The 24,017-nt window shown below is 59.7% G+C and carries 23 protein-coding genes; 13 read left to right on the forward strand and 10 right to left on the reverse strand.

The annotated features are described in order from the left end of the window. Window position 1 precedes the first annotated feature (1 nt). From V7773_RS05950 to V7773_RS05980, 7 genes are all read left to right on the forward strand, one after another. A complete protein-coding gene (locus tag V7773_RS05950) occupies window positions 2-1,846 on the forward strand; it encodes an ABC transporter ATP-binding protein (RefSeq protein WP_336072649.1) in 1,845 nt (614 codons plus the stop codon). Beyond that, window positions 1,843-2,151 (forward strand): (2Fe-2S)-binding protein, encoded by a 309-nt coding sequence (locus tag V7773_RS05955; protein ID WP_063320551.1) that lies wholly within the window; start codon window positions 1,843-1,845, stop codon window positions 2,149-2,151. Before V7773_RS05950 ends, V7773_RS05955 begins: the two co-directional genes overlap by 4 nt. Continuing rightward, window positions 2,133-3,524, forward strand: a complete 1,392-nt coding sequence (locus tag V7773_RS05960) for an FAD/NAD(P)-dependent oxidoreductase (protein WP_336072651.1) — start codon at window positions 2,133-2,135, stop codon at window positions 3,522-3,524. The genes V7773_RS05955 and V7773_RS05960 overlap by 19 nt, the downstream gene beginning before the upstream one ends. Then, window positions 3,521-4,675: an NAD(P)/FAD-dependent oxidoreductase gene (locus V7773_RS05965; RefSeq protein ID WP_336072652.1), complete on the forward strand. Its 1,155-nt coding sequence runs from the start codon at window positions 3,521-3,523 to the stop codon at window positions 4,673-4,675. The genes V7773_RS05960 and V7773_RS05965 overlap by 4 nt, the downstream gene beginning before the upstream one ends. After that, window positions 4,672-5,829, forward strand: a complete 1,158-nt coding sequence (argE, locus tag V7773_RS05970) for an acetylornithine deacetylase (RefSeq protein ID WP_092144570.1) — start codon at window positions 4,672-4,674, stop codon at window positions 5,827-5,829. The genes V7773_RS05965 and argE overlap by 4 nt, the downstream gene beginning before the upstream one ends. A gap of 195 nt (window positions 5,830-6,024) precedes the next feature. Further along, a complete protein-coding gene (locus V7773_RS05975) occupies window positions 6,025-7,482 on the forward strand; it encodes an NAD-dependent succinate-semialdehyde dehydrogenase (protein ID WP_336072653.1) in 1,458 nt (485 codons plus the stop codon). A 40-nt stretch (window positions 7,483-7,522) separates the two neighbouring features. Continuing rightward, entirely contained in the window at window positions 7,523-8,602 is a 1,080-nt protein-coding gene (locus V7773_RS05980; protein ID WP_336072654.1) for a tartrate dehydrogenase, read from the forward strand. Between the two features lie 134 nt (window positions 8,603-8,736). On the opposite strand, the gene V7773_RS05985 is transcribed toward V7773_RS05980, so the two are convergent. From V7773_RS05985 to V7773_RS05995, 3 genes are all read right to left on the reverse strand, one after another. After that, window positions 8,737-9,444, reverse strand: coding sequence for a cupin domain-containing protein (locus V7773_RS05985; protein ID WP_336072655.1), 708 nt, complete (start codon window positions 9,442-9,444; stop codon window positions 8,737-8,739). Between the two features lie 41 nt (window positions 9,445-9,485). Next, a complete protein-coding gene (locus tag V7773_RS05990) occupies window positions 9,486-10,343 on the reverse strand; it encodes a GNAT family N-acetyltransferase (protein WP_336072656.1) in 858 nt (285 codons plus the stop codon). A 225-nt stretch (window positions 10,344-10,568) separates the two neighbouring features. Next, window positions 10,569-11,495 (reverse strand): 2-hydroxyacid dehydrogenase, encoded by a 927-nt coding sequence (locus V7773_RS05995; RefSeq protein WP_336072657.1) that lies wholly within the window; start codon window positions 11,493-11,495, stop codon window positions 10,569-10,571. A gap of 288 nt (window positions 11,496-11,783) precedes the next feature. Between V7773_RS05995 and gabT the strand changes: the two genes are divergently transcribed. The 3 genes from gabT (at window position 11,784) to V7773_RS06010 (ending at window position 14,354) form a co-directional block, all read left to right on the forward strand. Then, window positions 11,784-13,076: a 4-aminobutyrate--2-oxoglutarate transaminase gene (gene gabT / locus V7773_RS06000; protein ID WP_336072658.1), complete on the forward strand. Its 1,293-nt coding sequence runs from the start codon at window positions 11,784-11,786 to the stop codon at window positions 13,074-13,076. Between the two features lie 87 nt (window positions 13,077-13,163). Next, the gene (locus tag V7773_RS06005) at window positions 13,164-13,820 is read left to right on the forward strand and encodes a 2-haloalkanoic acid dehalogenase (protein ID WP_336072659.1); all 657 of its coding nucleotides are present in this window, start codon (window positions 13,164-13,166) and stop codon (window positions 13,818-13,820) included. A gap of 45 nt (window positions 13,821-13,865) precedes the next feature. Further along, the gene (locus V7773_RS06010) at window positions 13,866-14,354 is read left to right on the forward strand and encodes an Lrp/AsnC family transcriptional regulator (RefSeq protein WP_003203167.1); all 489 of its coding nucleotides are present in this window, start codon (window positions 13,866-13,868) and stop codon (window positions 14,352-14,354) included. 128 nt (window positions 14,355-14,482) lie between these two features. Here V7773_RS06010 and V7773_RS06015 read toward each other — a convergent pair whose 3' ends face one another. From V7773_RS06015 to V7773_RS06030, 4 genes are all read right to left on the reverse strand, one after another. Next, a complete protein-coding gene (locus tag V7773_RS06015) occupies window positions 14,483-15,436 on the reverse strand; it encodes an alpha/beta fold hydrolase (protein WP_336072660.1) in 954 nt (317 codons plus the stop codon). A gap of 212 nt (window positions 15,437-15,648) precedes the next feature. Continuing rightward, window positions 15,649-16,296, reverse strand: coding sequence for a VOC family protein (locus V7773_RS06020; RefSeq protein ID WP_336072661.1), 648 nt, complete (start codon window positions 16,294-16,296; stop codon window positions 15,649-15,651). 39 nt (window positions 16,297-16,335) lie between these two features. Then, window positions 16,336-16,488 (reverse strand): hypothetical protein, encoded by a 153-nt coding sequence (locus tag V7773_RS06025; RefSeq protein ID WP_336072662.1) that lies wholly within the window; start codon window positions 16,486-16,488, stop codon window positions 16,336-16,338. A 161-nt stretch (window positions 16,489-16,649) separates the two neighbouring features. Next, window positions 16,650-17,450 carry a DUF6630 family protein gene (locus tag V7773_RS06030; protein ID WP_336072663.1) on the reverse strand — a complete coding sequence of 267 codons (801 nt, stop codon included), beginning with the start codon at window positions 17,448-17,450 and terminating at the stop codon, window positions 16,650-16,652. A gap of 215 nt (window positions 17,451-17,665) precedes the next feature. Between V7773_RS06030 and V7773_RS06035 the strand changes: the two genes are divergently transcribed. Continuing rightward, window positions 17,666-18,415, forward strand: coding sequence for a substrate-binding periplasmic protein (locus tag V7773_RS06035; protein ID WP_336072665.1), 750 nt, complete (start codon window positions 17,666-17,668; stop codon window positions 18,413-18,415). 40 nt (window positions 18,416-18,455) lie between these two features. Here V7773_RS06035 and V7773_RS06040 read toward each other — a convergent pair whose 3' ends face one another. Further along, window positions 18,456-19,844 carry a surface-adhesin E family protein gene (locus tag V7773_RS06040; RefSeq protein ID WP_336072666.1) on the reverse strand — a complete coding sequence of 463 codons (1,389 nt, stop codon included), beginning with the start codon at window positions 19,842-19,844 and terminating at the stop codon, window positions 18,456-18,458. Between the two features lie 593 nt (window positions 19,845-20,437). Here V7773_RS06040 and V7773_RS06045 point away from each other — a divergent pair. After that, window positions 20,438-21,670 carry a hypothetical protein gene (locus tag V7773_RS06045; RefSeq protein WP_336072667.1) on the forward strand — a complete coding sequence of 411 codons (1,233 nt, stop codon included), beginning with the start codon at window positions 20,438-20,440 and terminating at the stop codon, window positions 21,668-21,670. Then, the gene (locus V7773_RS06050; protein ID WP_336072668.1) at window positions 21,663-22,706 is read left to right on the forward strand and encodes a hypothetical protein; all 1,044 of its coding nucleotides are present in this window, start codon (window positions 21,663-21,665) and stop codon (window positions 22,704-22,706) included. Before V7773_RS06045 ends, V7773_RS06050 begins: the two co-directional genes overlap by 8 nt. Window positions 22,707-22,948: 242 nt before the next feature. On the opposite strand, the gene V7773_RS06055 is transcribed toward V7773_RS06050, so the two are convergent. Together V7773_RS06055 and V7773_RS06060 are read right to left on the reverse strand one after the other, a co-directional pair. Next, on the reverse strand, window positions 22,949-23,086 hold the full coding sequence (locus V7773_RS06055; RefSeq protein ID WP_336072669.1) for an SDR family oxidoreductase: 138 nt from the start codon (window positions 23,084-23,086) through the stop codon (window positions 22,949-22,951). Between the two features lie 158 nt (window positions 23,087-23,244). After that, window positions 23,245-23,811, reverse strand: a complete 567-nt coding sequence (locus V7773_RS06060; protein ID WP_086936753.1) for an RNA 2'-phosphotransferase — start codon at window positions 23,809-23,811, stop codon at window positions 23,245-23,247. Window positions 23,812-24,017 lie beyond the last annotated feature (206 nt).

A 24,017-nucleotide genomic window follows, 5' to 3' on the forward strand; every position in this document is an offset into this window, starting at 1 on the left:
TATGAGCCAATTGATCCGAGTCGAGAACCTGCGCGTAGTCGCCTGTGGCGAGCGCAGCGAGGTGGAGATCGTCAAGGGCGTGAGTTTTTCCCTGGAGAAAGGTGAAGTGCTGGCGCTGATCGGCGAGTCCGGTTCGGGCAAGACCACCATCGCCCTGGCGTTGCTCGGTTATGCCCGGCGCGGTTGTCGCCTGGCCGGCGGCGTGGTGCAGATTGGCGAGCACGACATGCTCGCCTTGAGTGAACGCGAGCTGCAAGGCCTGCGCGGCAATCGGGTGTCGTACATCGCCCAAAGCGCCGCGGCGGCGTTCAACCCGGCCAAGAAGCTCATCGACCAAGTGGTGGAAGGGGCGGTGATCCATGGCCTGGGCAGCCGTGCCGTGCTCGAAGCCAAGGCCATCGAACTGTTCCGCGACCTGGCGCTGCCGGATCCCGAGCGTATCGGCCAGCGCTATCCCCATCAAGTGTCCGGCGGGCAACTGCAGCGGGTGATGGCGGCCATGGCGCTGATCAGCGATCCGCTGCTGGTGGTGCTCGATGAGCCGACCACGGCCCTCGATGTGACGACCCAGATCGACGTGCTGCGCGCCTTCAAGCGGGTCGTGCGCGAACGTGGCGCGACGGCGGTCTATGTGTCCCACGACCTGGCCGTCGTGGCGCAGATGGCCGATCAGATCGTGGTGCTCAACGGCGGGCAGATCTTCGAACAGAGCGCCACGGCGCCGCTGCTCAAGGGCCCGGCTCACGCCTACACCCGCAGCCTGCTGGCGGCGGCACGGCCAGACACGACGATTCGCCCACCCTGCGGCGTGGCCGAAGACACACCGCTGCTGACCATCCAGGGCCTGACCGCAGGCTACGGCAACAAGAACCAGCAGGGCATGCCGGCGATCCGGGTGCTCGAAGACATCGACCTGACGGTGCGCAGGGGCCAGGCCATCGGTGTGATCGGTGAGTCAGGCTCGGGCAAATCGACCCTGGCGCGGGTGGTGGCCGGGCTGTTGACCCCGGCCCTGGGCGGGCTGACGTTTGACGGTCAGCCACTGGGTGGCAGCTTGTCCGAACGCACGGACGAACAGTTCCGGCGTATTCAAATGGTGTTCCAGAATGCCGATACCGCGCTCAACCCGATGCATAGCATCAGCACTATCCTGAGCCGGCCGTTGAAGATGTATTTCGGCCTCAAGGGCGCGGCGCTGCGTGAGCGTATCGGCGAATTGCTCGATCTGGTGCGTCTGCCACGGGACATCGCCGAGCGCCGCCCGAGCGAACTCTCCGGTGGACAGAAACAGCGGGTCAACCTGGCCCGGGCGCTGGCGGCCAAGCCGGATCTGATCCTGTGCGATGAAGTGACCTCGGCCCTCGACACCGTGGTCGGCGCGGCGATCCTTGAACTGCTGCGCGACTTGCGCCAGCAACTGGGGGTTTCCTACCTGTTCATCAGCCACGACATCTCCACGGTGCGGGCGCTGTGCGACGACATCGTGGTGATGTACAGCGGCCACAAGGTCCAGGCGGGCACCCGACAATCGTTCGCCCAGGCGCCGTTCCATCCCTACACCGACCTGCTGATCCACTCGGTACCGGAGATGCGTCAGGGTTGGCTGGAAAGTTGTGGCGCCACCACCTGCGGCACGCTGCCGGTGTTGGGCGCGCGCGCCGAGGTGCCGGACCTGTGCACCTTCCTCAATCGCTGCCCGGTGCGGGTCGACGGCCTGTGCAATCACACCGCGCCGCCCCGGCGGATCATCGATGGCGGCAGCGAGGTGCTTTGTCATCACGACAGCGCCGAGCTGCTCAAGCGCCAACAGGATTCAAACAGCATGATCGTGGGAGCCTACGCATGAACGCGCGTTTCGTGAGGTTGGCCGAACAGGACCGACCTGTCGTCAAATTAAAAGTGGATGGCGTCCCGGTCGAGGCGTTGCAGGGCGACACCTTGATGGTCGCCTTGCTGACCCACGGCCCGGCGTTGCGCCAGTCGGAATTCGATCCGGGCAGCCGTGCCGGTTTCTGCCTGATGGGCGCCTGCCAGGATTGCTGGGTCTGGACCCGCAGCGGCGAACGCCTGCGGGCCTGCTCCAATGAAGTACGCGAAGGGCTGGACATCATGACTCAACAACCGGAGGCGATATGGCCACTGCGCGGCTGAACACGCATCGAGTCGTCATCGTCGGCGCCGGGCCGGCCGGCATCCGTTGTGCCCAGACCCTGGTCGCAGCGGGCTTCAAGCCGATCCTGCTCGACGAAAACCGTCGCGATGGCGGGCAAATCTATCGGCGCCAGCCCGAAGGGTTCACCCGCAACTACGCCACGCTGTACGGCACCGAGGCGGACAAGGCCCGTGACCTGCACGAAAGCTTCGACCGCTTGCGCCCGCAGATCGACTACCGTCCGGACACCCTGGTGTGGAACCTGACACCCGGGCAATTGTGCTGCGTCAGCCAGGGCCAGCACACGACGGTGGATTACGACGCGCTGATCCTCTGCACCGGCGCCACCGACCGCTTGATGCCCATCGAGGGCTGGCAGTTGGGCGGCACCTACAGCCTCGGCGGCGCGCAGATCGCCTTGAAGGCCCAGGCGGTTTCCATCGGTCATCGGGTGGTGTTCATGGGCAGCGGGCCATTGCTGTATCTGGTCGCCAGCCAATACCTCAAGGCCGGCGCCAATGTCGCAGCGGTGCTGGACACATCGCCGCTGGGCCAGCGCATCAAAGCCTTGCCCAAGCTCATGGCGCGCCCGGGCTTGCTGTTCACCGGCATGAAATTGTTGGCGCAGTTGTATCGGGCGAAGATTGCCGTGCACCTGGGCATTTCGCCGCTGCAAATCCTGGGAGAGGCGAGCAGCGGCGTCAGCGGCGTGCGGGTCCGTACCGCGAGTGGGGAAACCTTGACGGTGGTGTGCGATGCGGTGGCGCTGGGTTATCACTTGCGCCCGGAAACCCAACTGGCTGACCTGGCGGGCTGCCGCCTGCGCTTTGACGAGGCCTCCAGCCAATGGCTGCTGGACACGGACGAAGAGGGGCGGACCTCGGTCAGCGGTGTCTACGCCGCCGGTGATGGTTCGAAGATCCGTGGCGCCGATGCCGCCGAGCACGCCGGACGCCTGGTCGCCCTGGCATTGTTGAGCGATCTGCAGCAGCCGGTGGACGCCGCACTCATCGCCGAACAGCGCCAGGCGCTCAAGGTGATGGACGCGTTTCGCCTAGGCTTGGCCCAGGCGTTTCCCTGGCCGGCGGCACAAGCCAAGGCCTTGCCGGACGAAGCCATCATCTGCCGCTGCGAGATGATCAGCGCCGGCGAACTGCGCCGCACGGTCAGCGAAAAGGGTGCCTGTGAAGTCAATCGGGCCAAGGCGTTCAGCCGGGTTGGCATGGGCCGTTGCCAGGGACGTTATTGCTCCCAGGCCGGGGCCGAAGTCATTGCAGCAGCAGCGGGTGTCCAGGTGCAGGAGGTGGGTCGCCAGCGCGGCCAGGCGCCTGTGAAACCCCTTTCGATGCTCACTCGGGAGGTGACGCCATGACGCTGAATAAAGCCGATGTGGTGATTGTCGGCGGCGGCCTGATGGGCTCGGCGGCAGCGTTTTTCCTGCGCCAGCGGGGGCAGTCGGTGATCCTGCTGGAGCGTGACCAGATCGGCCAGTACGCCAGCGGCGTCAACTTCGGCAACGTCCGGCGCCAGGGACGTTTCCTTGGGCAACTGGAACTGGCGAACCGCTCCTGGGCGCTGTGGAAGCGCCTGCCGGAGCTGATCGACGACGACCTGGAATTCATCGCCAGCGGGCACATGCGCGTGTGTTATCGCGAGGATGAAATACCCGAGCTTGAGGCTTACGCAGCGGCACCGGAAGCAGCGCAACTGGACTTGCAGGTCTATCGCGGCAGCGAGCTGCACGCGCGTTTTCCGTTTCTTGGCAAGGACGTCAAGGGCGGCTCCTATGCGCCCCACGACGGTCACGCCAACCCGCGCCTGGCCGCCCCGGCGTTCGCCCGGGCGGCACGGCGGCTCGGGGCACGCATCGAGGAGCGCTGCGAAGTGGCCGAGGTGCAGAAGGTCGGTGAAGGGTTCGGTATCAGCACCACCGATGGTCGCCAGTTCAGTGCCGCGCAACTGTTGATTACCGCAGGTGCTTGGGGCCAGAAACTCTCGGCGCAATTCGGCGAGCCGGTGCCGCTGGAGACCAACGGCCCGCAGATGGCCGTCACCGAACCGGTGCCTTACGCCTTGCCGACGGTGATCGGGGTGTACACCAAGATTCCTGAAGAAGTGATCTATTTCCGCCAGATTCCCCGGGGCAATATCATCATCGGCGGCGGCTATCGCAGCAAGCCGGACATGCTCAACCGCCGGGCCTATGTCGAGCCGCGCAGCATCCTCAACCAACTGGACCAGATGCGTCGGCTGCTGCCGGGTGTCGGCAATCTCAACATCATCCGCGTGTGGAGCGGCATCGAAGGCTACCTGCCCGATTCCCTGCCGGTGATGGGGCCCAGCGGCAACGTCGATGGCTTGTACTATGCGTTCGGCTTCAGCGGCCATGGCTTCCAGCTCGGTCCGGGCGTTGGCGATGTCATGGCTGAACTGATCAGCACCGGCAGCACTCGAACCTTCATCGAGCCGTTCTCCATCCGCCGGTTCGCCCTTTTCGCCGAGCAACGGAGCAAGGCCTCATGAAACCCCGCGTGTTAGCCATTTTCGAACGCCTGCTGGCGTTTGAAACGGTCTCTTCAGAATCGAACCTGGCCCTGATCGAGTACGTGCGCGAGCTGTTGCTGAGCAAGGGCATCGAGTCGCTGATCGTCAAGGATGAGAGCGGCAAGAAGGCCAACCTGTTCGCCAGCACCGGCCCGCGTGACTTGCCCGGGGTCCTGCTGTCCGGCCACACCGACGTGGTGCCGGCGGCGGGGCAGGCCTGGACCGTTCCGGCGTTCCAGGCGACCGTGCGCGATGGGCGGGTCTACGGGCGCGGCAGTTGTGACATGAAAGGTTTCATTGCGCTGGCCATCGACGCCATGCTCGATGCCGCCGACCATTCGTTGAACCGGCCATTGCAACTGGCGCTTTCCCACGACGAAGAGATCGGTTGCGTGGGGGTGCGGCGCTTGCTCGACGTGCTGCACCTGGCGCCGGTGCGACCGTTTCTGTGCGTGATTGGCGAGCCGACCAACATGCAATTCGTGCTCGGCCACAAGGGCAAGGGTTCCTATCGCACCTACTGTCGCGGCCTGGAAGCGCACTCATCGCTGGCGCCGCGCTCGGTCAATGCGATTCACGTGGCCTGCGATTTCATCGCGGCGTTGCGCCAGAGCCAGCAGCAATTGCAGGAGCAAGGCGCCCAGGACGCGGATTACGACGTGCCCTACAGCACCGTGCATGTCGGGCAGATTGTTGGCGGCAAGGCACTGAACATCGTGCCAAACCTGTGCACCCTGGATTTCGAAGTGCGCAATTTGCCGGACGATGATCTGGACCTGTTCCTGGAGCAACTGCGTGAGCGCGCCGAGGTGATCGTGCGCGAGGCGAAAAAACTCTCCAGCGTCGCGGACATCGAGATCGAAACCCTGAATGTCTATCCGGGCCTCGACACCCATCCGAGCGTCGAAGCCGTGCGCTTCCTGAAAAACTTCGCCACCCCGGACACCGGCACCGCCAAGGTCTCCTTCGGCACCGAGGGCGGCCTGTTCAAGCAGCGTCTGGATGTCCCCGTGGTGGTCTGCGGCCCAGGCTCCATCGAACAGGCGCACAAGCCTGACGAGTTCATCGAAATCAGCCAGATGGACGCGGGGGAGCGGTTTCTGGAAGGGTTGTTGGGGTCGTTGAAAATCTAAGCCATGTACATGACGAAATGTGTGGAGCGGGCAAGCCCGCTCCACACATAGGGTTCAGTGGTGACGCTGACATCTCGGTAGAGCCTGCCGTCCCACCGCGAAATTTCAGCATCCAACACTGCCCAATCCCCGCTTTCAGCATCCTGCCCCGCGGCATCTCCCTAGACTGGAGCTACCTCGGAACAGGACGCGACCATGCTCAAGAATCGATTGAAAGACCCCAGCCTGTTGGCAGAACTCGCTTACGTCGACGGTCAGTGGATCGGTGCCGACAACGCCGCCACCCTTGACGTCATCGACCCGGCCACCGGCCAGTCGCTGGCTCATGTACCCGCGATGCATGGCGTGGAAACCCGGCGTGCCATCGAGGCTGCCGAGCGCGCCTGGCCAGCGTGGCGCGCGCGTCCGGCGGCGGAGCGGGCAGCGCTGTTGGAGAGCTGGTATCAGGCCATGATGGACAACCTCGACGACCTCGCGCTGATCATGACGTGTGAACAGGGCAAGCCGTTGAGCGAAGCCAAAGGCGAAATCCGCTACGGGGCCGGTTTCGCCAAATGGTTTGCCGAAGAGGCCCGGCGGGTCTATGGCGAGACCATCCCGGCGCCCAGCGGTGACCGACGCCTGCTCACGCTCAAGCAGCCGGTGGGTGTCTGTGCCGCGATCACCCCATGGAATTTCCCCAATGCGATGATCACTCGCAAGTGCGCACCGGCCTTGGCGGCGGGGTGCCCGGTCATCGTCAAACCCTCGGACCTGACTCCCTTGTCGGCCCTGGCCCTGGCGGTGCTGGCCGAGCGGGTCGGGATTCCGGCCGGGGTGTTCAATGTCGTGACGGGTATGCCCGCCGGTATCGGCGAAGAACTGACCGGCAACCCGACGGTGCGCAAGATTTCCTTTACCGGTTCGACCGCGGTCGGGCGTTTGTTGATGCGCCAGAGTGCCGAGCACATCAAGCGCTTGAGCCTGGAGCTGGGCGGCAACGCGCCGTTCATCGTGTTTGACGATGCGGACCTGGAGCAAGCCGTCGCCGGCATCATGCTCAGCAAGTTTCGCAACGCCGGCCAGACCTGCGTCTGCGCCAACCGCATCCTGGTGCAGGACGGTATCTACGAACGCTTCGCCGCGCGGCTGGTGGAGGAGGTGGGCAAGCTCAAGGTCGGCAATGGGCTGGAGGCTGGCGTGATGATCGGCCCGCTGATCAACCTCGCTGCGGTGAACAAAGTTGCCCGGCACATCGACGATGCGTTGAGCCAAGGCGCGCGCCTGCTCTGTGGTGGTGTTCCCGAGGGCGACAGTCAATTCGTCCAGCCAACGGTACTGGGCGAGGCCCACGCCGGGATGTTGCTGGCCAACGAAGAAACCTTCGGCCCGGTGGCTCCGCTGATGCGCTTTACTACAGAAGAGCAGGCCCTGGTCCTGGCCAATGCCACGCCGTATGGCCTGGGCGCTTATTACTTCACCCAGGACCTGCGCCGCTCATGGCGTTTCGGCGAGGCGCTGGAGTTCGGCATGGTCGGGCTCAACACCGGGATCATTTCCATGGAAGTCGCGCCCTTCGGCGGCATCAAGCAGTCGGGCCTGGGGCGCGAAGGCAGCAAGTACGGCCTGGACGAATACCTTGAAGTCAAAGCCTTCCACATCGGTGGGTTGTGATGCGACCGTCATTTGAACAGACACCAGGGAGCCACGATTGATGAGCAAACCATTTCGAATCGCTGCCATTGCCGGCGATGGCATCGGCAAGGAAGTCCTGCCGGAAGGGCTGCGGGTACTGGAGCAAACCGCGAAAAAGTGGCAGTTGTCGCTGGACATCGAAGTGCTCGATTGGGCCCATTGCGATTACTACTTGAAACACGGGCAGATGATGCCCGCCGACTGGTTCGAACAACTCAAGGACTTCGACGCCATCTACTTCGGCGCCGTGGGCTGGCCGGACAAGGTGCCGGATCATGTTTCCCTGTGGGGCTCGCTGCTCAAGTTCCGTCGCGACTTCGACCAATACGTGAACATCCGCCCGGTGCGGCTGTTCCCGGGCGTGCCGTGCCCCCTGGCCGGGCGCAAGGCGGGGGACATCGACTTCGTGGTGATTCGTGAAAACACCGAGGGCGAATACTCTTCCGTCGGCGGCAAGATGTTCGAGGGCACCGAGCATGAATTCGTGCTGCAGGAATCGGTGTTCACCCGGCGCGGGGTCGACCGGATCCTGAAGTTCGCTTTCGACCTGGCCCAGACCCGACCGCGCAAACGGTTGACAGCGGCAACCAAGTCCAACGGCATTTCCATCAGCATGCCGTATTGGGACGAGCGCACGGCGTTGATGGCCGAGCGGTACCCGGATGTGCAGTGGGACAAGCAACACATCGACATCCTGTGCGCTCGCTTCGTTTTGCAGCCCGACCGGTTTGATGTGGTGGTGGCGTCGAATCTGTTCGGCGACATCCTTTCCGACCTGGGCCCGGCCTGCGCCGGCACTATCGGTATCGCACCGTCGGCCAACCTTGATCCGGAACGCCGCTACCCGTCGCTGTTCGAACCGGTGCATGGCTCGGCCCCCGATATCTATGGGCAGAACATCGCCAACCCGATCGCGATGATCTGGTCCGGCGCCTTGATGCTCGACTTCCTGGGTAACGGCGATGAACGCTACCGCGCGGCCCATGATGGGATTCTCAAGGCCATCGAACAGGTGATCGCCGAAGGCCCCATCACCCCCGACCTGGGTGGACAAGGCTCGACCCAGGCTGTTGGCCAGGCCATCGCCGCAGCGCTCTGAGACTTGATCCAACCTGCGACACCTTTTGCCCGCTCACACTGCGGGCTTTTTTTTGGCTGATCTACCACCACCCATCACAACCCTTTGTGGGAGCGAGCCTGCTCGCGATAGCGGTGGAACTGCCATACGCCGGATTATTTGACGACGTACACCTTGCGCACATAAACGCTGCTTTTCCAGGCACACGGGGCATTCAGCGGGACGAATACGGTATCGCCGGTGTTGACCGTCAAGTCGCTGCCATCGGCTGCCTGTAAGGTGACGCTGCCTTCGAGCAGGTGCATCAGTTCATGCAGTTTGTGCGGTCGTGACTTGCGGGTGTAGGGCGTCGAGTCCCAGATACCGATGCGCAGGTTGCTCACTTCTTCGACAAACAGATTGTGCGAGCGACATTGCGGTGGCGGGCTGAGCAGGATCTCGTCATCCGGGGCTGCGGAAGGCGAGAGCAGGGTGTGGGCGGGGAGTGCCGTCAGTCCGGGAAGGTGCGCTTCGATGCGCTGGGTGTCGGCACAGAAGGCCCAAAGCGAGCCGGGTTGCGCCTCGACCTCAAGCGCGGTCCCCCGACCGATCACCGCGCTTTCACCTGGCTTGAGCTGCAGCGTCTGCCCTTGGCTGCGCAGCGTTACTGCGCCGGCATGCACCACGAGCGTCTCACTGAAGGGGTATTCATCGATGCTGAACAGCCCGCTCGCCCGGACCACGCCGGCAGTCATGCCATCCTCCCCGGCATAGGCGATGAGTCGGTCGAACGGATCCTTGGCGCCCAGTGAACCCGGGGTGAACGGGGTTGAGGCAAGACGGCCATCGGCGTGTGCCAACAGCACTGCAGTGGGTTCGAGCATGAAGATGATTCTCCAGGAAGCATTGAGGGACGTGTGGGTTTTCAGCCAATGGCCTGGGTCACCGGCGCAAATTGCCGAACCGCACCGGTAGCCTGCGGGGGCGTGCCCCGTGCCATTTGGGCGACGGTGTCGACCTGCTTGAGCCCGGCTTCTTCCAGCCAAGGAGCCAGACCGCTGTTTGAGGGGATGTCGATGCGAACGAATGCCTCCGGCACTTGGGCCAGAAGCACGGCGATCAAGTGCTGAGCCTGTTCCAGGGTCTGGGCGATGACCGGGCCAATGCAGCGACCACGGCCGAAGGGGCGCAGCAGGGCGAAAGCGCACAGGTGACCGTCCTGTTCGATACCCACGTAATGTTCAACGACACCGAACAGGTCATTGAGTACGGCGGTTCGTTCCAGCCCGCTCCCGGCATTGGCCAGTTTGATCAACTCGGCGTGATCGGCTTCGTCCAGCACGCGGCAGCGTTCGCCGGCGGCCAGTTCTTGCGGGGCCGGCACCAGCGCTTGCCCTTGATGCTGCTGGATATGCCCAAAATCCACGAACCCCTGGCTGGCATACAGCGGGGCACCGGCCAGCGTCGCATTGAGGATGGCGGTTCGCGAGCCACAAGCTTCGATTGCCAGTTCCATCAGTTTGCGCCCGATTCCCCGGCCTTGATATTCATCGTCGACAATCACCAGGCCGATCGTGGCGTAATCCCCCTGGGCGCAGGTGAACGCCGTGCCAATCAAACGGCCCTGGTCTTCCACGACAAAACCCTGGGCAACACGTTGCAACATCGCCCAGTCTTGCAGGCGATGGGGCCATTTCAATTGCACGGACAAGGCATGGGCCGCAGGCACATCGGCGGCGGTCATGGCGCGATAGAAGTAAGTAGGGCGTTGCGAAATGGACATGGCAGATCACCATAAAATAAGGGGCGAAATCGGATGGATGTGTGCGCTGAAAGTCTTTGTATCTCACCTGCCATCGGGCCTGGCAAGGGCGGCAAATCGATTCGGTATCTTCCGTAAGCAACGGCTCTGCCGGCCACATTTCTTGCTCAAATCAGACGCTTGGCCAGCAGTAAATACCGGGTCGTTTTTTCGCTGTTCAGATCGAAACCAGAGGTCATCGAGGGCTCAATAGTTACGCTCACGATCAACCAGGCCCAGCATCGATTCGCCCCGTTGATGCCGGCGGATGTTCTCCAACAACACGCCAAAGGCACTTTCAGGCTGAGTCATCGCCGCGATGTGCGGCGTCAACAGTATCTGTGGATGGTGCCAGAAGGGGTGATCCATCGGTGCCGGCTCTTGCTCCAGCACGTCCAGCACCGCGGCGCTGACCTGGCCGTCGGCAAGGGCTTCAAGCAGGTCCGCTTCCACCAGGTGCCCACCCCGGCCCATGTTGACCAACGCTGCGCCCTTGGGCAGGTGTTGGAACAGCTGGCGGTTGAGGATCCCCCGGGTCTGCTCGGTCAACGGCAGGACGCACAGTACAATGTCGCATTGACCGAGAAAGGCCGGCAATTGCTTGTCGCCAGCAAAGCACGCGACCCCCTCGATGTCATGCTCGCTGCGGGCCCAGCCCGACAAGGCAAAACCAAAGGTCTTCAAGGTGGCGAGTATCTGCCGTGCCTGCAAACCCAGGCCCATGACGCCCACCCGGCGTTGCCCGGCGGGCAGCAGCCGGTGCGCTTGCCAGCAACCTTCGGCCTGTTGCTGGCGATAGCGCAACATGTCCCGGTGCAGGCTGAGCACGGCGAAACTGGCGTACTCGCACATGCCCTGGGTGATGCCCGGGTCGAGCAAGCGCACCACCGGCAGCGTCGTAGGCAACCGGCTCAGGTCAAGTTGATCCACGCCGGCCGACAAGGCAAACAGCACCTGCAGATTCGGCAACAGCGTTTCGACGTCGTCCGGCGCCTGCCAGGCCGCCAGGTACCGGATATCCCGCGGGTCGCCGATGTCTGGCCAGGCACGCCATTCGATGTCCGGCGCGTGTTCGGCGAATAGGCGCCGCCAGTGTTCGCCGCGTACCGGGTCAGCTTTATAGAGCAGGGCCATGGGTCACTTCTCGCCTGAAATCAAGGAGCCCCTAGCATGCCTCAACGCCAGAGCAGGATCTGTCGAAAGGGCCGGCGTAGCAGCATCGCACTGCGTTGCAAGGTGCCTTTTGCGGCAGATTCCATGGGGCTGGAATGCCTCTGGAGGATTCTGCTGTTTGCCGGGGTGTAAACAGTCGATCCGAATTTCTCAACGACCAAGTTCGGCTTAGACAATCGCGTCGAACGCTTAACCTGTGAACACACCGCAGCCGCTTCCTGGGTGCGAGGCTCACGATGGGAAATGCCAATGAACAGTAAAGTCGAAGAAACCCCAAGTTTGCTCCGTCAGCGTGATCAATTCGTGCCACGTGGCCTGGTCACCGCGCACCCGTTGGTGATCGAGCGGGCCCAGGGCTCGGAATTATGGGACGTGGATGGCAAGCGCTACCTGGACTTCGTCGGCGGCATCGGTGTGTTGAACATCGGCCACAATCACCCCAAGGTCGTCGCGGCCGTGCAGGCCCAGTTGCAGAAAATCTCCCATGCCTGCTTCCAGGTCGTGGCCTACAAGCCTTACCTGGACCTGGCCCAGCGCCTGTGCGAAATGATCGGCGGCCAGCACGCCTATAAAGCGGCATTTTTCACCTCGGGTGCCGAAGCGGTGGAAAACGCGGTGAAGATCGCCCGGGCCCACACCAACCGCTCGGCCGTGATTGCCTTTCGCGGTGGGTTCCATGGCCGGACCCTGCTCGGCACCACGCTGACCGGCATGAGCCAGCCGTACAAACAGAACTTCGGTCCGTTCGCCCCGGAGGTCTTCCACACGCCCTATCCAAATGCCTATCGCGGCGTCACCAGCGCCATGGCGCTCCAGGCGCTGGACGAGCTGTTGGCCACGCAAGTGGCACCTGAGCGGGTCGCGGCCATCATCATCGAGCCGGTGCAGGGCGATGGCGGTTTCCTGTCGGCCCCCGCCGAGTTTTTGCAGGGCCTGCGCGCATTGACGCAAAAGCATGGCATTGTGTTGATTCTCGATGAAATCCAGACCGGTTTCGGTCGTACCGGTAAATGGTTCGGTTTCCAGCACGCCGGCATCCAGCCGGACCTGGTCACGGTCGCCAAGAGCCTCGCCGGTGGCTTGCCGCTGTCGGGTGTGGTCGGCAAGGCCGAGATCATGGACGCTCCACTGCCGGGTGGCCTGGGCGGTACGTACGGCGGTAATGCGCTGTCGTGCGCGGCGGCGCTGGCGGTGATCGAGGCGTACGAGCAAGAACAGCTGCTGGCCCGTGGTGAAGTCCTGGGTGAGCGCTTGCGCCAGGGTCTGCTGCATCTGCAAACGCGTTACCCGCAGATCGGCGACGTGCGCGGCAGCGGCTTCATGCTGGCGATCGAACTGATCAAGCTCGACGACGTGCGCACCCCGGATGCCGACCTGAACCAACGCCTGATCGACGAAGCCCGGGCCGGTGGTTTGCTGGTGATCAAGTGCGGGGTGTACCGCAACGTCTTGCGCTTCCTGGCGCCGCTGGTGACCAGCGAAGCGCAGATCGACGAAGCGTTGCAGATTCTCGACGGTGCCTTGGCACGCGTCCTGGGCTGATGCCCGCGTTCATGACGTTTGCCGGGGCAAGCATCAGTGGCGGTTAATGGAGCGTTGATCGATGGGACATCATCGGAGGCTTTACAGATGAGGCTGACTGAATATCGGGCGTTGTTGATCGACTGCGATGAGGTCTTGGTGGATCGGGACTCCGGCGTCTGGACGGCGTTGCAACCGTTGCTGGAAAACCATGGCGAGCCGTTGGACAAAGCACAGGTGCTAGCCGATTTTGACGAAGTACTGCAAGCCTTGTACCCGCGTTTCGGCGAATTGGGCTTCAGCGGCTTGCTGTGTTTCGCCCACCGTCAATTGGCCGAGCGCTGGAAGCTCAAAATCAGTTGGGAGGAGGGCATGAGCTTCGCCCGCTCGGCTGCCAGTTGGACGCTGTTCGAGGATGCGCCGGGTGCGATGCTCTACCTGCGCAAGTTCTATCGGTTGTTGGTGCAAGGGGATCGCGATGCCGAGGACCGGGGCGTGTTGTGCGAGCGCCTGGGCATCGAGCCTGATGATTTTATTTCGCTGGCGAGCGACCCGTTGCAGTATCACGATTGGCTGGCGGCCAATGGCCTGAGCGCCGAGACGATTCTTCAGGTGACCCGTCCTGGCGCCCGCCCACGGTCGGTTGGGGCTGTCTGCCTGATCTGCCGCAACGCCGATAGGTCTCCCGCGCCCTGTGCGGCGGACTACTGCATCAACAGCATGGCTGATCTGGTCGCTCAGCATCAGCTGTCCTTACGACGCTGATTTTGTTAGAAGATTGTCTTACAAACGGCAGGCAAGAGGTATGCGATGGAAGGTTTAGCGAAACTGGACCGGATCGACATCAGCATTTTGGTAGAGCTTCAAAAAGATGGCCGCATGACCAACGTCAGCCTGGCCGATGCCGTGGGCTTGTCCGCCAGCCCGTGCCTGCAGCGGGTCAAACGACTGGAGTCGTTGGGGTACATTTCCAGCTACAAGGCCCATCTGAACCTGGCCAAGATTACCGACTCGGTGACGGTCTTCACCGAAGTCACCCTGAGCGACCACAAGCGTGAGGACTTCGCCAAGTTCGAATCCAACATCCGCCTGGTGGATGAAGTACTCGAATGCCACCTCATCAGCGGCGGCTACGACTACCTGGTGCGCTTCATGACCCGCAGCATCCAGGACTATCAGGACGTGATGGAAAGCCTGTTGGACAAGAACATCGGCATCTCCAAGTACTTCAGCTACATCGTCATCAAGTCACCGGTGCGCAAGGATGAGATTCCATTGCGCAAGTTGTTGCGGCATTGAGTTCGGGAACCATCCTAAAACAACTGCGGGAGCGAGCTTGCTCGCGAAGGCTTCGGCAGATTCGGCATTGAGGCAAGCTGATCCACCGCCATCGCGAGCAAGCTCGCTCCCACAAGGGATCTGGGCTTTTATTCCTTGAGGAAGGTCAGCAGATCCTGATTGAGACGATCCTTGTGCGTCTCGGTCAAGCCGTGCGGCGCGCCAGGGTAGACGATCAGTCGAGCGCCCTTGATCAGCGCCGCCGAGGCCCGGCCTGAAGCGTCGATAGGCACGATCTGGTCGTCATCGCCATGGATCACCAGCGTCGGCACATCGAACTTCTTCAAATCGCCGCGGAAGTCGGTAGCCGAGAATGCCGCGATCGAGTCATAGGTATTCTTGCTGCCACCCTGCATGCCTTGCACCCAGAACGACTGGATCAACCCCTGGGATGGCTTGGCGCCCTTGCGGTTGTAGCCGTAGAACGGGCCCGAGGCAATGTCCAGGTACAGCTGCGAGCGGTTCTCCAGGGATGCCTTGCGCAGGCCATCGAACACCTCGATAGGCAAGCCACCGGGGTTGGTGTCTGTCTTGAGCATCAACGGCGGGACAGAGGACACCAGCACGGCCTTCTTCACTCGAGCGGTGCCGTGACGGCCGATGTAGCGAGCCACTTCACCGCCCCCTGTCGAGAAGCCCACCAAGGTGACGTTCTTCAGGTCCAGCGCTTCAATCACCGCCGCCAGGTCGTCGGCATAGTGATCCATGTCGTTGCCTTCCCAAGGCTGGCTGGAGCGACCGTGGCCGCGACGGTCATGAGCCACCACGCGATAACCCTTCGAGGCGAGGAACATCATCTGGCCTTCCCAGCTGTCGGAGTCCAGTGGCCAGCCGTGGCTGAAGGTCACGACCTGACCATCGCGCGGGCCCCAGTCCTTGTAATACAGCTGGACGCCATCCTTGGTGGTGATGTAATTGGCGGACTGAACCACGCTGCCGACAGCAGACGCGCTGGCAGCGGACTGGACAGGTGACGCGGCTTCGGCGCTGAGGGTGGCCAATGCCAGGGTGGCGACAGCGAGGGTGCGGTTGAATGTGTTCATCGTTTCTCTCTCCATAAGGTCAGTTTGATCTGCGGCGATCGTCGTCGATCGCGTTGGTGGGCAGATTAGAGAGAGAGGCCGAGGACGAGAACGGCGCCGGTATCGATAGCAACTATGGGAAAATCGGATAGCTGCGTTTCGCTTCGGTTGAGAAGTGAATATTCGTGGCGAGGGAGCTTGCTCCCGCTGGGTGGCGAAGCCGCCCCAAACGGTCACACGTGTAAAAGCGGCAGTGTCTTCAGGCCATTTGGCGTTTGAATATGCGCAACCAGGTAGGGAGCCGAAGACGCTTGCCGTGCATGAAGATGAACCGGGCCAGAAAAGTTCATGGCCGTCAGGATCGCGCTGACTTTTTCCGGATCCGTATGGAAGATCTCCAGCGCCAATAGCGCGCACCCCTTGTCCTGGAGCATGTCCGCAGGATGAGGCCCAGGCGCCCATTGAATGAGGGTGGGGACTGATCCAGCCATGGGAAGGCTTCCATCAGCCGGTATGGTTATTTGCCAATTCAATGCTCCTCTCGTCATGGGTTCGATATCTCCGACAAGGCCAGGGCAGGCATCACGAGCCGTATGGATATCATCGGTGCGTGCTACCCAGGTCGCCAGGCGTGCCGGCGAATCGGGGGCCAATTGATCGAGGCCGAACCAGCGTGCCCGGTGCGGACGTAGGGCGGACGGGTCCACGGCAATCACTTCGAGGTAGACCCCGGGGCCAAGGTGCAGCAGCCTGTTATGGGTGCCCATGCGTGAGTGGACGCCACCCGGCTGAAGGTCGACGCCCAGCGCGTCAGTCACGAACGCGCAGCCGGTATCGAGGTCCGTTGCCACGATGACGAGGTGATCAAGGGTGGTTTTCATGTGTTCATCCATCCGTGGGTTGGGAACTATCTGTCGTCATCAACCAAAAGAAGGCATCGGCCCCAGCGAGTGCAAGATCCACATGACCGCCGCCACTGCTGCCAGCGCGGCGACCACAATGCCGATCAGCACCCATTTCAGGATTTTCAGCCCTTTCGACGGCTGGGACCTTGGCCCGTGTGCCTCGACCATGTGCCGAATTTCCCCGGCGCATCGCGGGCAAACAGCGGTGTCGTAAGGGAGGAGGGACCCGCATTGATCACAGTTTGTCATGTCGTCACTTCGAGGCTCAAAGGAGGGGGTGCCCTTTATGGGCTCGTAAAAGCGGACCGAACATGTGTGGCGTCAGTCGCTTAATATTTGTAGACGATGCCCAGCCTGCCCATTATCTCCAAGGCATTGATCAGGCCCAGGCCGTTCATGGGCAGGCAGGCGAAGGCCTGGTATTCATCGAAGTGCGTGCCGATGGCCAACAACTTCAAGTCATGGGCCTCCAGCTGGGCGTTGAAGTACTGCAGGAGCGCACGCTCCCAATCGTTGGCGCGGTTGATGGCATCGATGGCGTTACGCTCGGGCGCAGGGATTTCAATGCCCAACTGTCGCAGCGGGGCGAGGGCATTGACGGCATCGATCCCGTAGGACGACCACTCCTTCCATTCGAACCCGGCCAACTGATGGGTCTCGGTGAGTGCTGACTCGATCTGCGTCCAAGCCCAATCCCACTGCCCGGTAGGCGCCGGGATGTTCTGAATGAGCGCCTGCGCGCGCGCCTCGTCGAACAGGCAATCAAACAGATCGGCCAGGGTATCGGCCAAATCGGGCTGCGGCCCGTGTCCCTGGGTGTCCAAGTCGTGGCTCAAGCGCTGCCATAGACTGCTCAGTTCGGCCCAGTCCTCGTCGTCCATGTCGTCATCGATCACCTGGGCCTTATGGCCGCGCAGGTAGTTATCCAGCCGTGTCTTGCGCACGCGTACGCTGCCCTCGGCGAGATCGACCTCATAGCTGCGGTAATCCAGGTAGTTGGTCTGGAAAACGATGCGGTCAGCAAACACCTCATGGGCGAGGCTTTCCTCAGCGTCGAAATACGCCGCGCCTTCGCAGTTGCCATGGGCGGTGATGATGCGTTGAAACGACAGTGGGTCGATCGGATTCATGTGGGCGGGTCACAGGGAGAAGGGCGAAACGGAAGCGCGGCGTACGCTGTCCGATATCCGGATCGCGCTGATCGTACACCAAGGCCTGGAGATTGCTAAGGGGCGGAATGTGGGCTGCGTCAACTGGCGGGCGCGTGTTTGGGTCTATGCTTACCTCGCCCCCTTGAACCAAGCCCGTCCATGCACAAACACCGAACAATCCGCCGGGAGAACATGTGAGACATTCGACACCGGTTGCAGCGCTGATCTGCCTATTGCTCGGCACGGTTGATGCCAGGGCCGAGGAGTATCAAGTCATCACCGAAGAGTGGGCACCGTACAACTATCAGGTAAACAATCAGCTCACCGGCATGACCACCGAGATCGTCCGGGCCATCATGGCGCTCACCGGGAATGACTTCGAGGTGCTGTTGCAGCCGAGTATGCGAGCCACCCAGGTACTGAAGACGCGACCCAAGACCATCATGTACTCCCTGTTCCGCACACCGGAGCGCGAGCCGTTGTACAAATGGGTCGGACCGATCGTGGAGGAGTCCATCCACCCCTATCAACTGGCCAGTACGCCGCCGGTGAACTCCCTGGAACAACTGCTGCATGCCCCGCAGATCACCACCCGTCACGCCGGCCTGGTGCCGCAGATGTTGCAGTCGCTGGGCTTCAACAACCTGGATAAAAGCGCCACCGAGAGCAAGTTGCTTTACCGCATGCTGCTTGCCGGGCGCACCGGCATCATCATCGGTGACACTGATGCGGGCGTGGCTTATTACAGCCGTCAGTTGAACATCGCGCCGGGCACCTTGCGACGGATTCCTATCGAACTGTATCGCTCATCGCTGTACATCGCCTTCAGCCCTGACAGTGAGGATGAAGTGGTGGCGGCGTGGGCCAGTGCGTTGGAGAAGTTGCGGCGTTCCGGGGAGTTGGAGCGGATTCAGCGGCGGTATGAGGGGGCGGTGGGGCAATGAGCGCGCGGAACCGGCGAAAGCCGGCCCCGCAGACCTGCACTCACTTTACGCTCTGCACATGCATGTCGATGGATATCGAGTCATTTTTGTCAGTACTGGCGTGATAGAAGAACCCATAGTCAACCAAGTAGTAATAGTGCGTCAGCGGCACGACTGTTGAGCTTGGGCGCTGTTCACGGCAGCTCAACGCCTTGGCGTTACCGCTCAAGGCTGGGTTCAGTCGTTTGGCTGGCCCTTCACTGTCGACGGTACAGTCGAAGGTTTTCGGTTCCTTGCCCACGGTGCCGATCAGATTGCTAGTGAGGCTGCCCTGGCGGGTAAAGCCCAACTGACTGCCCACAGGCATACGCTGCCAATCGCCACGGAAGCTCAGGCTGTTGACCATCTCGGTGTTCTCGGAACGCGTGGCCTGCTCTGTGCCCGATAGCCTGATCAGGCCGCGCCAGTTGATCTGGCGGCCATTGAGGTTTTCGCTTTTGTGAACAATGCTGAGCTGCCGGGTCACAGGGTCAGTGGACAGGAAGTACTCAGTACGCTCCGGCCAACTTTCTTGGGCATGACTGGCGGTGCCTGCCAACTCAATATAAGTCAGCGTCTTGACCGGGGCCGGCATGTGAAGTTGCTCAATGCTCCTCAATACACCTGGGTTGATGTCGGGCAGAGCATCCGCCGCGATCGGTGCTTTGGTACGAGACTTGAACGTCGGCAGAGTGGCAATGGTCGTAGGCGCGTTGCACACGAGTTCAAAAACCTTCAACTGATCCTGATCGGCCGCTGTCATCGCCTTGGCCTCGGGAAACATTTCGATTTTCCCGTCAGTGACCTCGTTATTGGCATTGAGGTAATAACGGGCCAACAGCGTGACCTTTCGCGCTGCGCAGTCCAGCGTGTACTGCTCGCGGGTCTGCGTGAAAGGAGACCTACTCAGCGGGTTCAGGCGGGTCTGCGGCTCGTCGTACGCCATCCAGAACTGCACCTGTTTACCGTTTTTGCGCACGCTGCTGTTATCCAGCAACAGCCACCGTTCAGCGTCCCCCTTCATCACCTGGCGCCAATCCGGAGCGGGGAGGTTTTTACACGCCTGGGTGAACTCCCGGTTGTTCATCAGCGTGGCGTGATAACGCTCGGGCAACGCTGTTGGCGGGGCATAGTGGCCGCTATTGTTGGCGTAGGAGCGGCGGAGCATGAACGAGTAAACCTGGTTGACCTGAGGCCTGGAGCAGGCCGCCGAAAACTGAACCGTTTGCCAGAAGGGTATGTTCGGTTCGCGGGGGGCGAACACCTGGAAGTTGATGACGTCGCCTTCGCGCATCAGGCTGTTGGGCGTCAACGGCTGAGCGAGCAGGGTGGCTTGCTTATCGGCTGATGGCTGTTGGCTGGCGCAGGCGGTTAGCAGCACTGAGGCGATGAGAAGGGTAGGGCGTTGCACAGATGTCTCCGGTAAGTCCATTGAGGGAGGCGGGGTGGGGCGATGTCTTGGGGCGGATAAGGATAGAGGGAGTGGTGGAGTTTGTCGCGGGGATGTTATTTGGATCGCTGCACAACGCGGGGCTGGAGACGAAAACGGTTTTACTTTTTTCCTAAAATGCCAACGATCCCAATTTCGGATATAGAAAATCGAAGTAAGTGTTTATTCGTCTCGCATAAAATCTCATAACAAACGATGGCGAAGTGCTATTGACTTTGGCTAAATTGAAGCTTGAATAAAGTAAGCGCATTCAGGTGGGTGGTTATGAGGGACGCAATGTTCCTTTGAAAAGAGAGGTGGTAATTGGCAAAAGTCTGGCGTTCAGATAGCTGTGCGGCACGATGGAGCGATGATGTTTTATTGGCTGATTTGAAAGTCTCAGGAGAGAGAATATGTCTCGCGCGTCTGCATGTTAGGGGCTGTGTCGGTCAGGGGCGCGACTCTCAAAACAGAAGAGGGAAGATTTAGCTGGTAGCTCATCTATCCCCTCAATTCTCGGCACGTGATGGACAGGTCAGAATAAAAATAGATAAATTTCTTCAGGGAGAAATGATATGAACCATATTCCACTCATTGTGCTTGTACTGTTTGTTGCAGGTTGCACTGCGGGGGCTGGGTTTTCTGAACGTGACAGAAATGTAATAAATACCCCCGACTATTTTGATAATAGAGTGTTTTATGTATCGCCAAATAAGAAGGATGATGTTTATAAGCTTTCACGTTCGGATACATTAAGCCCAGATGAATCCTCCGACATAAGTCATGGTAGCCCAATATCCGTAATTTTGGATAGCGTTACATTGCCGCGTGCTGATAGCTCCCGGACGATGGATATTGCTATCGTGATAGAAGTTGGGGCTTCGGATAATGGAACTAGCACCCCAATTGTCGCTTGGTACCAGAGAGGTGTTAATCCGGATCAAGCGCTAAATTTTTCAAATCTGTTGCTGTATTTTGAGCCGCGCTGGGATGCCCGAATAGCACCTCTATTTCACATTAGAGTTATAGATGTATACGCTGAAAAAAATCAGGAGGCCCGAGATGCATTGGCCCAAGTTAGCCAGATCTCCCAATCGTTAAGTCCAATAGCGTCAGGAGTAAATCAAGCTGCCTTTAGCTTGGGTGTAAAAGCAGCGGGGTTGATTCTTTCGAATCGAGATAACAGACAGCTTCTTGACTATACAGTGCAGTTTTATTCCTCCGAGACTATCAATAACTCATACGGCTCAGACCTTACGCCGCTGAGGAGAGGGCGCTTTATTCTTCTAAGTAGACCTATAGATAAAATTAACACGAGTTCGTATTGGAATACGTTCAGTGGAACCTTTGATCCTGCTTCAAAAAATGTCATTTCCCAAGGTCAAGTTGTAGCCTCTCCAACCGTCACTGTTACTGTTTCAACCGCGCAAACAATTGTCCCAGTATTGGTATCGTCTCGATCTTTATATCTACAGTCGTTGCTAAGTGATTCCCAGCAAAAAAATGCGGCAAGCATTGAAAGCGCAGCTGCGTCAGTTCTTGGGGCCGCAAAAACATATTCGAGTATAGATCGTCTTAGGCGGCTGCGTACTAAAAGAAGCTTGGAACAAGTAATTGCGTTAGAAAAAGATCAGTCTGTTGCTACAAAAGTTAGTGATGATGACAAGGCCATGATTAGAGCAACATTGAGCGAGTTAACCGGCTGTCATCTTGATTCTTCCGATAAGGTCACTCTGTGGGCGGACGCCAATCCAGAACCTGAGTTCGAGGAAAGAAAATTCAGATTGAAAGGGGGTGTTTGTGAATAAAATATTAGTTGTCGTGCTCATTTTTGCTTTGGGTCTCGGCCCCTACGCACGAGGGGGGGAAGTTACTGGGTGGGTTACTATTTATCCTTCTTACAAATCCCTCAAACTACCGGAAAGAGCTTCCGAGAATAGTGCTGTGATTATTTTAAGTGAGAACACTCCGTCCGGTGGCTTAGGGATTTCTGAAGTGACTACTAAAAAAAATGGTGAATTTTCCTGGGAAATACCGAATACTTTGTCGACCGAACTGTCCCTCATGGCAAGGCATCGGGAGAAACCAAATAGCTATGAAATGAGGTCTTCATACAAGTTTGAATTGGTCGATAAGGGCGTGAGTCTCAATGAAATTGCCCTGGTAGAAACCAATCGATTAGCATCGGATCAATATTCAATGGCTAATGTTAAGTTGAGCGATCTCGCTGCTCAATACCCTTGCTTAACACATGGTAAAAGTCACGCAGCAATAGAAGCCTGCTGGAGGCGAGATCCTGCGGCGTTCGAGGGAGCATATCCCCAAGCGCGTAAGATTCTGGCTGAACTTGAAAAAATCAAAATTAAAGATAATTACAGATATGTGTTTTCTGAAAAAATACATCTTATGACGTTGCTGACAATGTACTGTGCACAAAGTAAGCTTTCTGACTTTGATCAGGGCTGGATAGATCAAGAAGACCATGCGAGAGAATTGAGGGAGCAGGTGTTTTCCCTGTATGAGTGCGCCAAGGGGAAGGGGGTGGAAGTGGAGAGCTTTTCATATCGAGATGTTAGAAACTATATAGCAAGTCGAACTGGCGAGCGGAATAGTGACGCTGTCAGGGGGTTGTTAAGGGTATGGCTTGATACTTATTACTCTGAAGCGAATACTACAGAAGCGACAAAAGTTGCGGATTTTATAAGGCTAAACCATTATGTAACAGAGTGGGAAGGGTTTGTTACTTTATTGCATGGTGTCGCACGCGGACCGTTTCTTCATTCCGCAACAATGCTTACTCCTCAAAGTGTAGACGACGCAAAACGTGAGCTCATGAGCCTTTAGCTAACTTCAGTCAGACGTATGGGCAGGCACAACCCGTGCGTGAAGTAAGGGGGGAAATCGGGGGGGGGGCAGGCCACGGTTATAAAATTGTGGTCTGCTCCCGGTTTTCTGGCGATTTCACGCCGTCTGACCGAAAGCGACCATCCAATAGATAGGAGGGCGTGGCATGGGGCTTAACCCTGCCGTGGGAACCCCCCAGTAAATCAGCCACCCCCCCGCCCCCCCAAAAAAAGATCGCTGACCTACAGCTTGTAACCGCTACTTACCTCAATCACTTGAGCTGTCACCCAACGGCTTTCATCGAACGCCAGATACGCCACGACGGCGGCGATATCCGAGGTTTCTCCGAAGCGTCCGAGTGAGGTGTGGTCCTTGATCATTTCATTTTCACCAGGTCGGCTCTTTCGCGTATGGCGCGTTCATGTCTGTTCGCTCCCAGCCCGGCGCAACAGCGTTAACTGTGATGCTATAGGGGTCCAGTTCTTGGGCAAACGCGAGAAAAAATCGGGGGGCAGACCACGGTATAAAGCGGACCCATTCATGTATGAGTTTTATCCTCTACCGTCTTCAAGTAGGCCGCAGGTACCGACTCCACAAGCCAAACGCCATTGTCCGCCTGAAAGAACCGAACCCCTGCCTGTTTCATACCCTGTACATCAACAGCGAGTAGAACAGGTTGTCCATAGCGCTTGCCGACGGCCATTGCCGTTTCGGGACTTTCAGTCAGATGGACATGGTGCCGACTGCCTGGGATCAAGCCCTGCACCTCGATGGAGGCCATGAAGCGGCTGGCGGTTCCATGATAGAGCTGGGCAGGTGGTGTTTTTTCGACGTGTTGCACCTGGACTTGCCCGGTGCTGTGACCTTGTGCGGCTCGAATGCGTTGGCCATCTTCAGAGAGCGTGAAACGCTTCTTTTCGTTGGTCTCGACCACCTCGTGCAGCATCTGGTAGTCGAAGGTATGGCCATGTTGGTGGGCGTTCGAAATCAGATTATCAATGTCGGCCCAACCGTCGCGGTCCAGGACTAGCCCCATGGATTCGGGGGCGTGGCGTAGTACGTAGCTGAGGAGCTTGCTGATGTCGTCGCGTTGTTTCTTGTTCAAGGAAAGGTCCGTTTTCATTAGCTGATTGCAAATAGTACTGTGCTTGGTTGTATGGCGGCACTCAAACGAACGTTGCCCGCAGGCCGCCGCGGGCAGTTTCGTCGGCTTTGGCGCACAAGGTAAGGGATTCCCACGGCTTCGCAGGCGTTGTGATGGCTGCGCGGGGAAACGGCGTATCGACTGATTTCGGGGGGCGTGAGGCAGGC

Origin of the sequence: Pseudomonas sp. 3JA (genome assembly GCF_036961705.1) — a bacterium.
In the GTDB taxonomy this organism is placed as follows: Bacteria; Pseudomonadota; Gammaproteobacteria; order Pseudomonadales; family Pseudomonadaceae; genus Aquipseudomonas; species Aquipseudomonas fluorescens_Q.

Coding starts and splice junctions, on each gene's coding strand:
- V7773_RS05950 (WP_336072649.1), top strand. CDS start 2: ATGAGCCAATTGATCCGAGTCGAGAACCTGCGCGTAGTCGCCTGTGGC.
- V7773_RS05955 (WP_063320551.1), top strand. CDS start 1,843: ATGAACGCGCGTTTCGTGAGGTTGGCCGAACAGGACCGACCTGTCGTC.
- V7773_RS05960 (WP_336072651.1), top strand. CDS start 2,133: ATGGCCACTGCGCGGCTGAACACGCATCGAGTCGTCATCGTCGGCGCC.
- V7773_RS05965 (WP_336072652.1), top strand. CDS start 3,521: ATGACGCTGAATAAAGCCGATGTGGTGATTGTCGGCGGCGGCCTGATG.
- argE (WP_092144570.1), top strand. CDS start 4,672: ATGAAACCCCGCGTGTTAGCCATTTTCGAACGCCTGCTGGCGTTTGAA.
- V7773_RS05975 (WP_336072653.1), top strand. CDS start 6,025: ATGCTCAAGAATCGATTGAAAGACCCCAGCCTGTTGGCAGAACTCGCT.
- V7773_RS05980 (WP_336072654.1), top strand. CDS start 7,523: ATGAGCAAACCATTTCGAATCGCTGCCATTGCCGGCGATGGCATCGGC.
- V7773_RS05985 (WP_336072655.1), bottom strand. CDS start 9,444: ATGCTCGAACCCACTGCAGTGCTGTTGGCACACGCCGATGGCCGTCTT.
- V7773_RS05990 (WP_336072656.1), bottom strand. CDS start 10,343: ATGTCCATTTCGCAACGCCCTACTTACTTCTATCGCGCCATGACCGCC.
- V7773_RS05995 (WP_336072657.1), bottom strand. CDS start 11,495: ATGGCCCTGCTCTATAAAGCTGACCCGGTACGCGGCGAACACTGGCGG.
- gabT (WP_336072658.1), top strand. CDS start 11,784: ATGAACAGTAAAGTCGAAGAAACCCCAAGTTTGCTCCGTCAGCGTGAT.
- V7773_RS06005 (WP_336072659.1), top strand. CDS start 13,164: ATGAGGCTGACTGAATATCGGGCGTTGTTGATCGACTGCGATGAGGTC.
- V7773_RS06010 (WP_003203167.1), top strand. CDS start 13,866: ATGGAAGGTTTAGCGAAACTGGACCGGATCGACATCAGCATTTTGGTA.
- V7773_RS06015 (WP_336072660.1), bottom strand. CDS start 15,436: ATGAACACATTCAACCGCACCCTCGCTGTCGCCACCCTGGCATTGGCC.
- V7773_RS06020 (WP_336072661.1), bottom strand. CDS start 16,296: ATGAAAACCACCCTTGATCACCTCGTCATCGTGGCAACGGACCTCGAT.
- V7773_RS06025 (WP_336072662.1), bottom strand. CDS start 16,488: ATGGTCGAGGCACACGGGCCAAGGTCCCAGCCGTCGAAAGGGCTGAAA.
- V7773_RS06030 (WP_336072663.1), bottom strand. CDS start 17,450: ATGAATCCGATCGACCCACTGTCGTTTCAACGCATCATCACCGCCCAT.
- V7773_RS06045 (WP_336072667.1), top strand. CDS start 20,438: ATGAACCATATTCCACTCATTGTGCTTGTACTGTTTGTTGCAGGTTGC.
- V7773_RS06055 (WP_336072669.1), bottom strand. CDS start 23,086: ATGATCAAGGACCACACCTCACTCGGACGCTTCGGAGAAACCTCGGAT.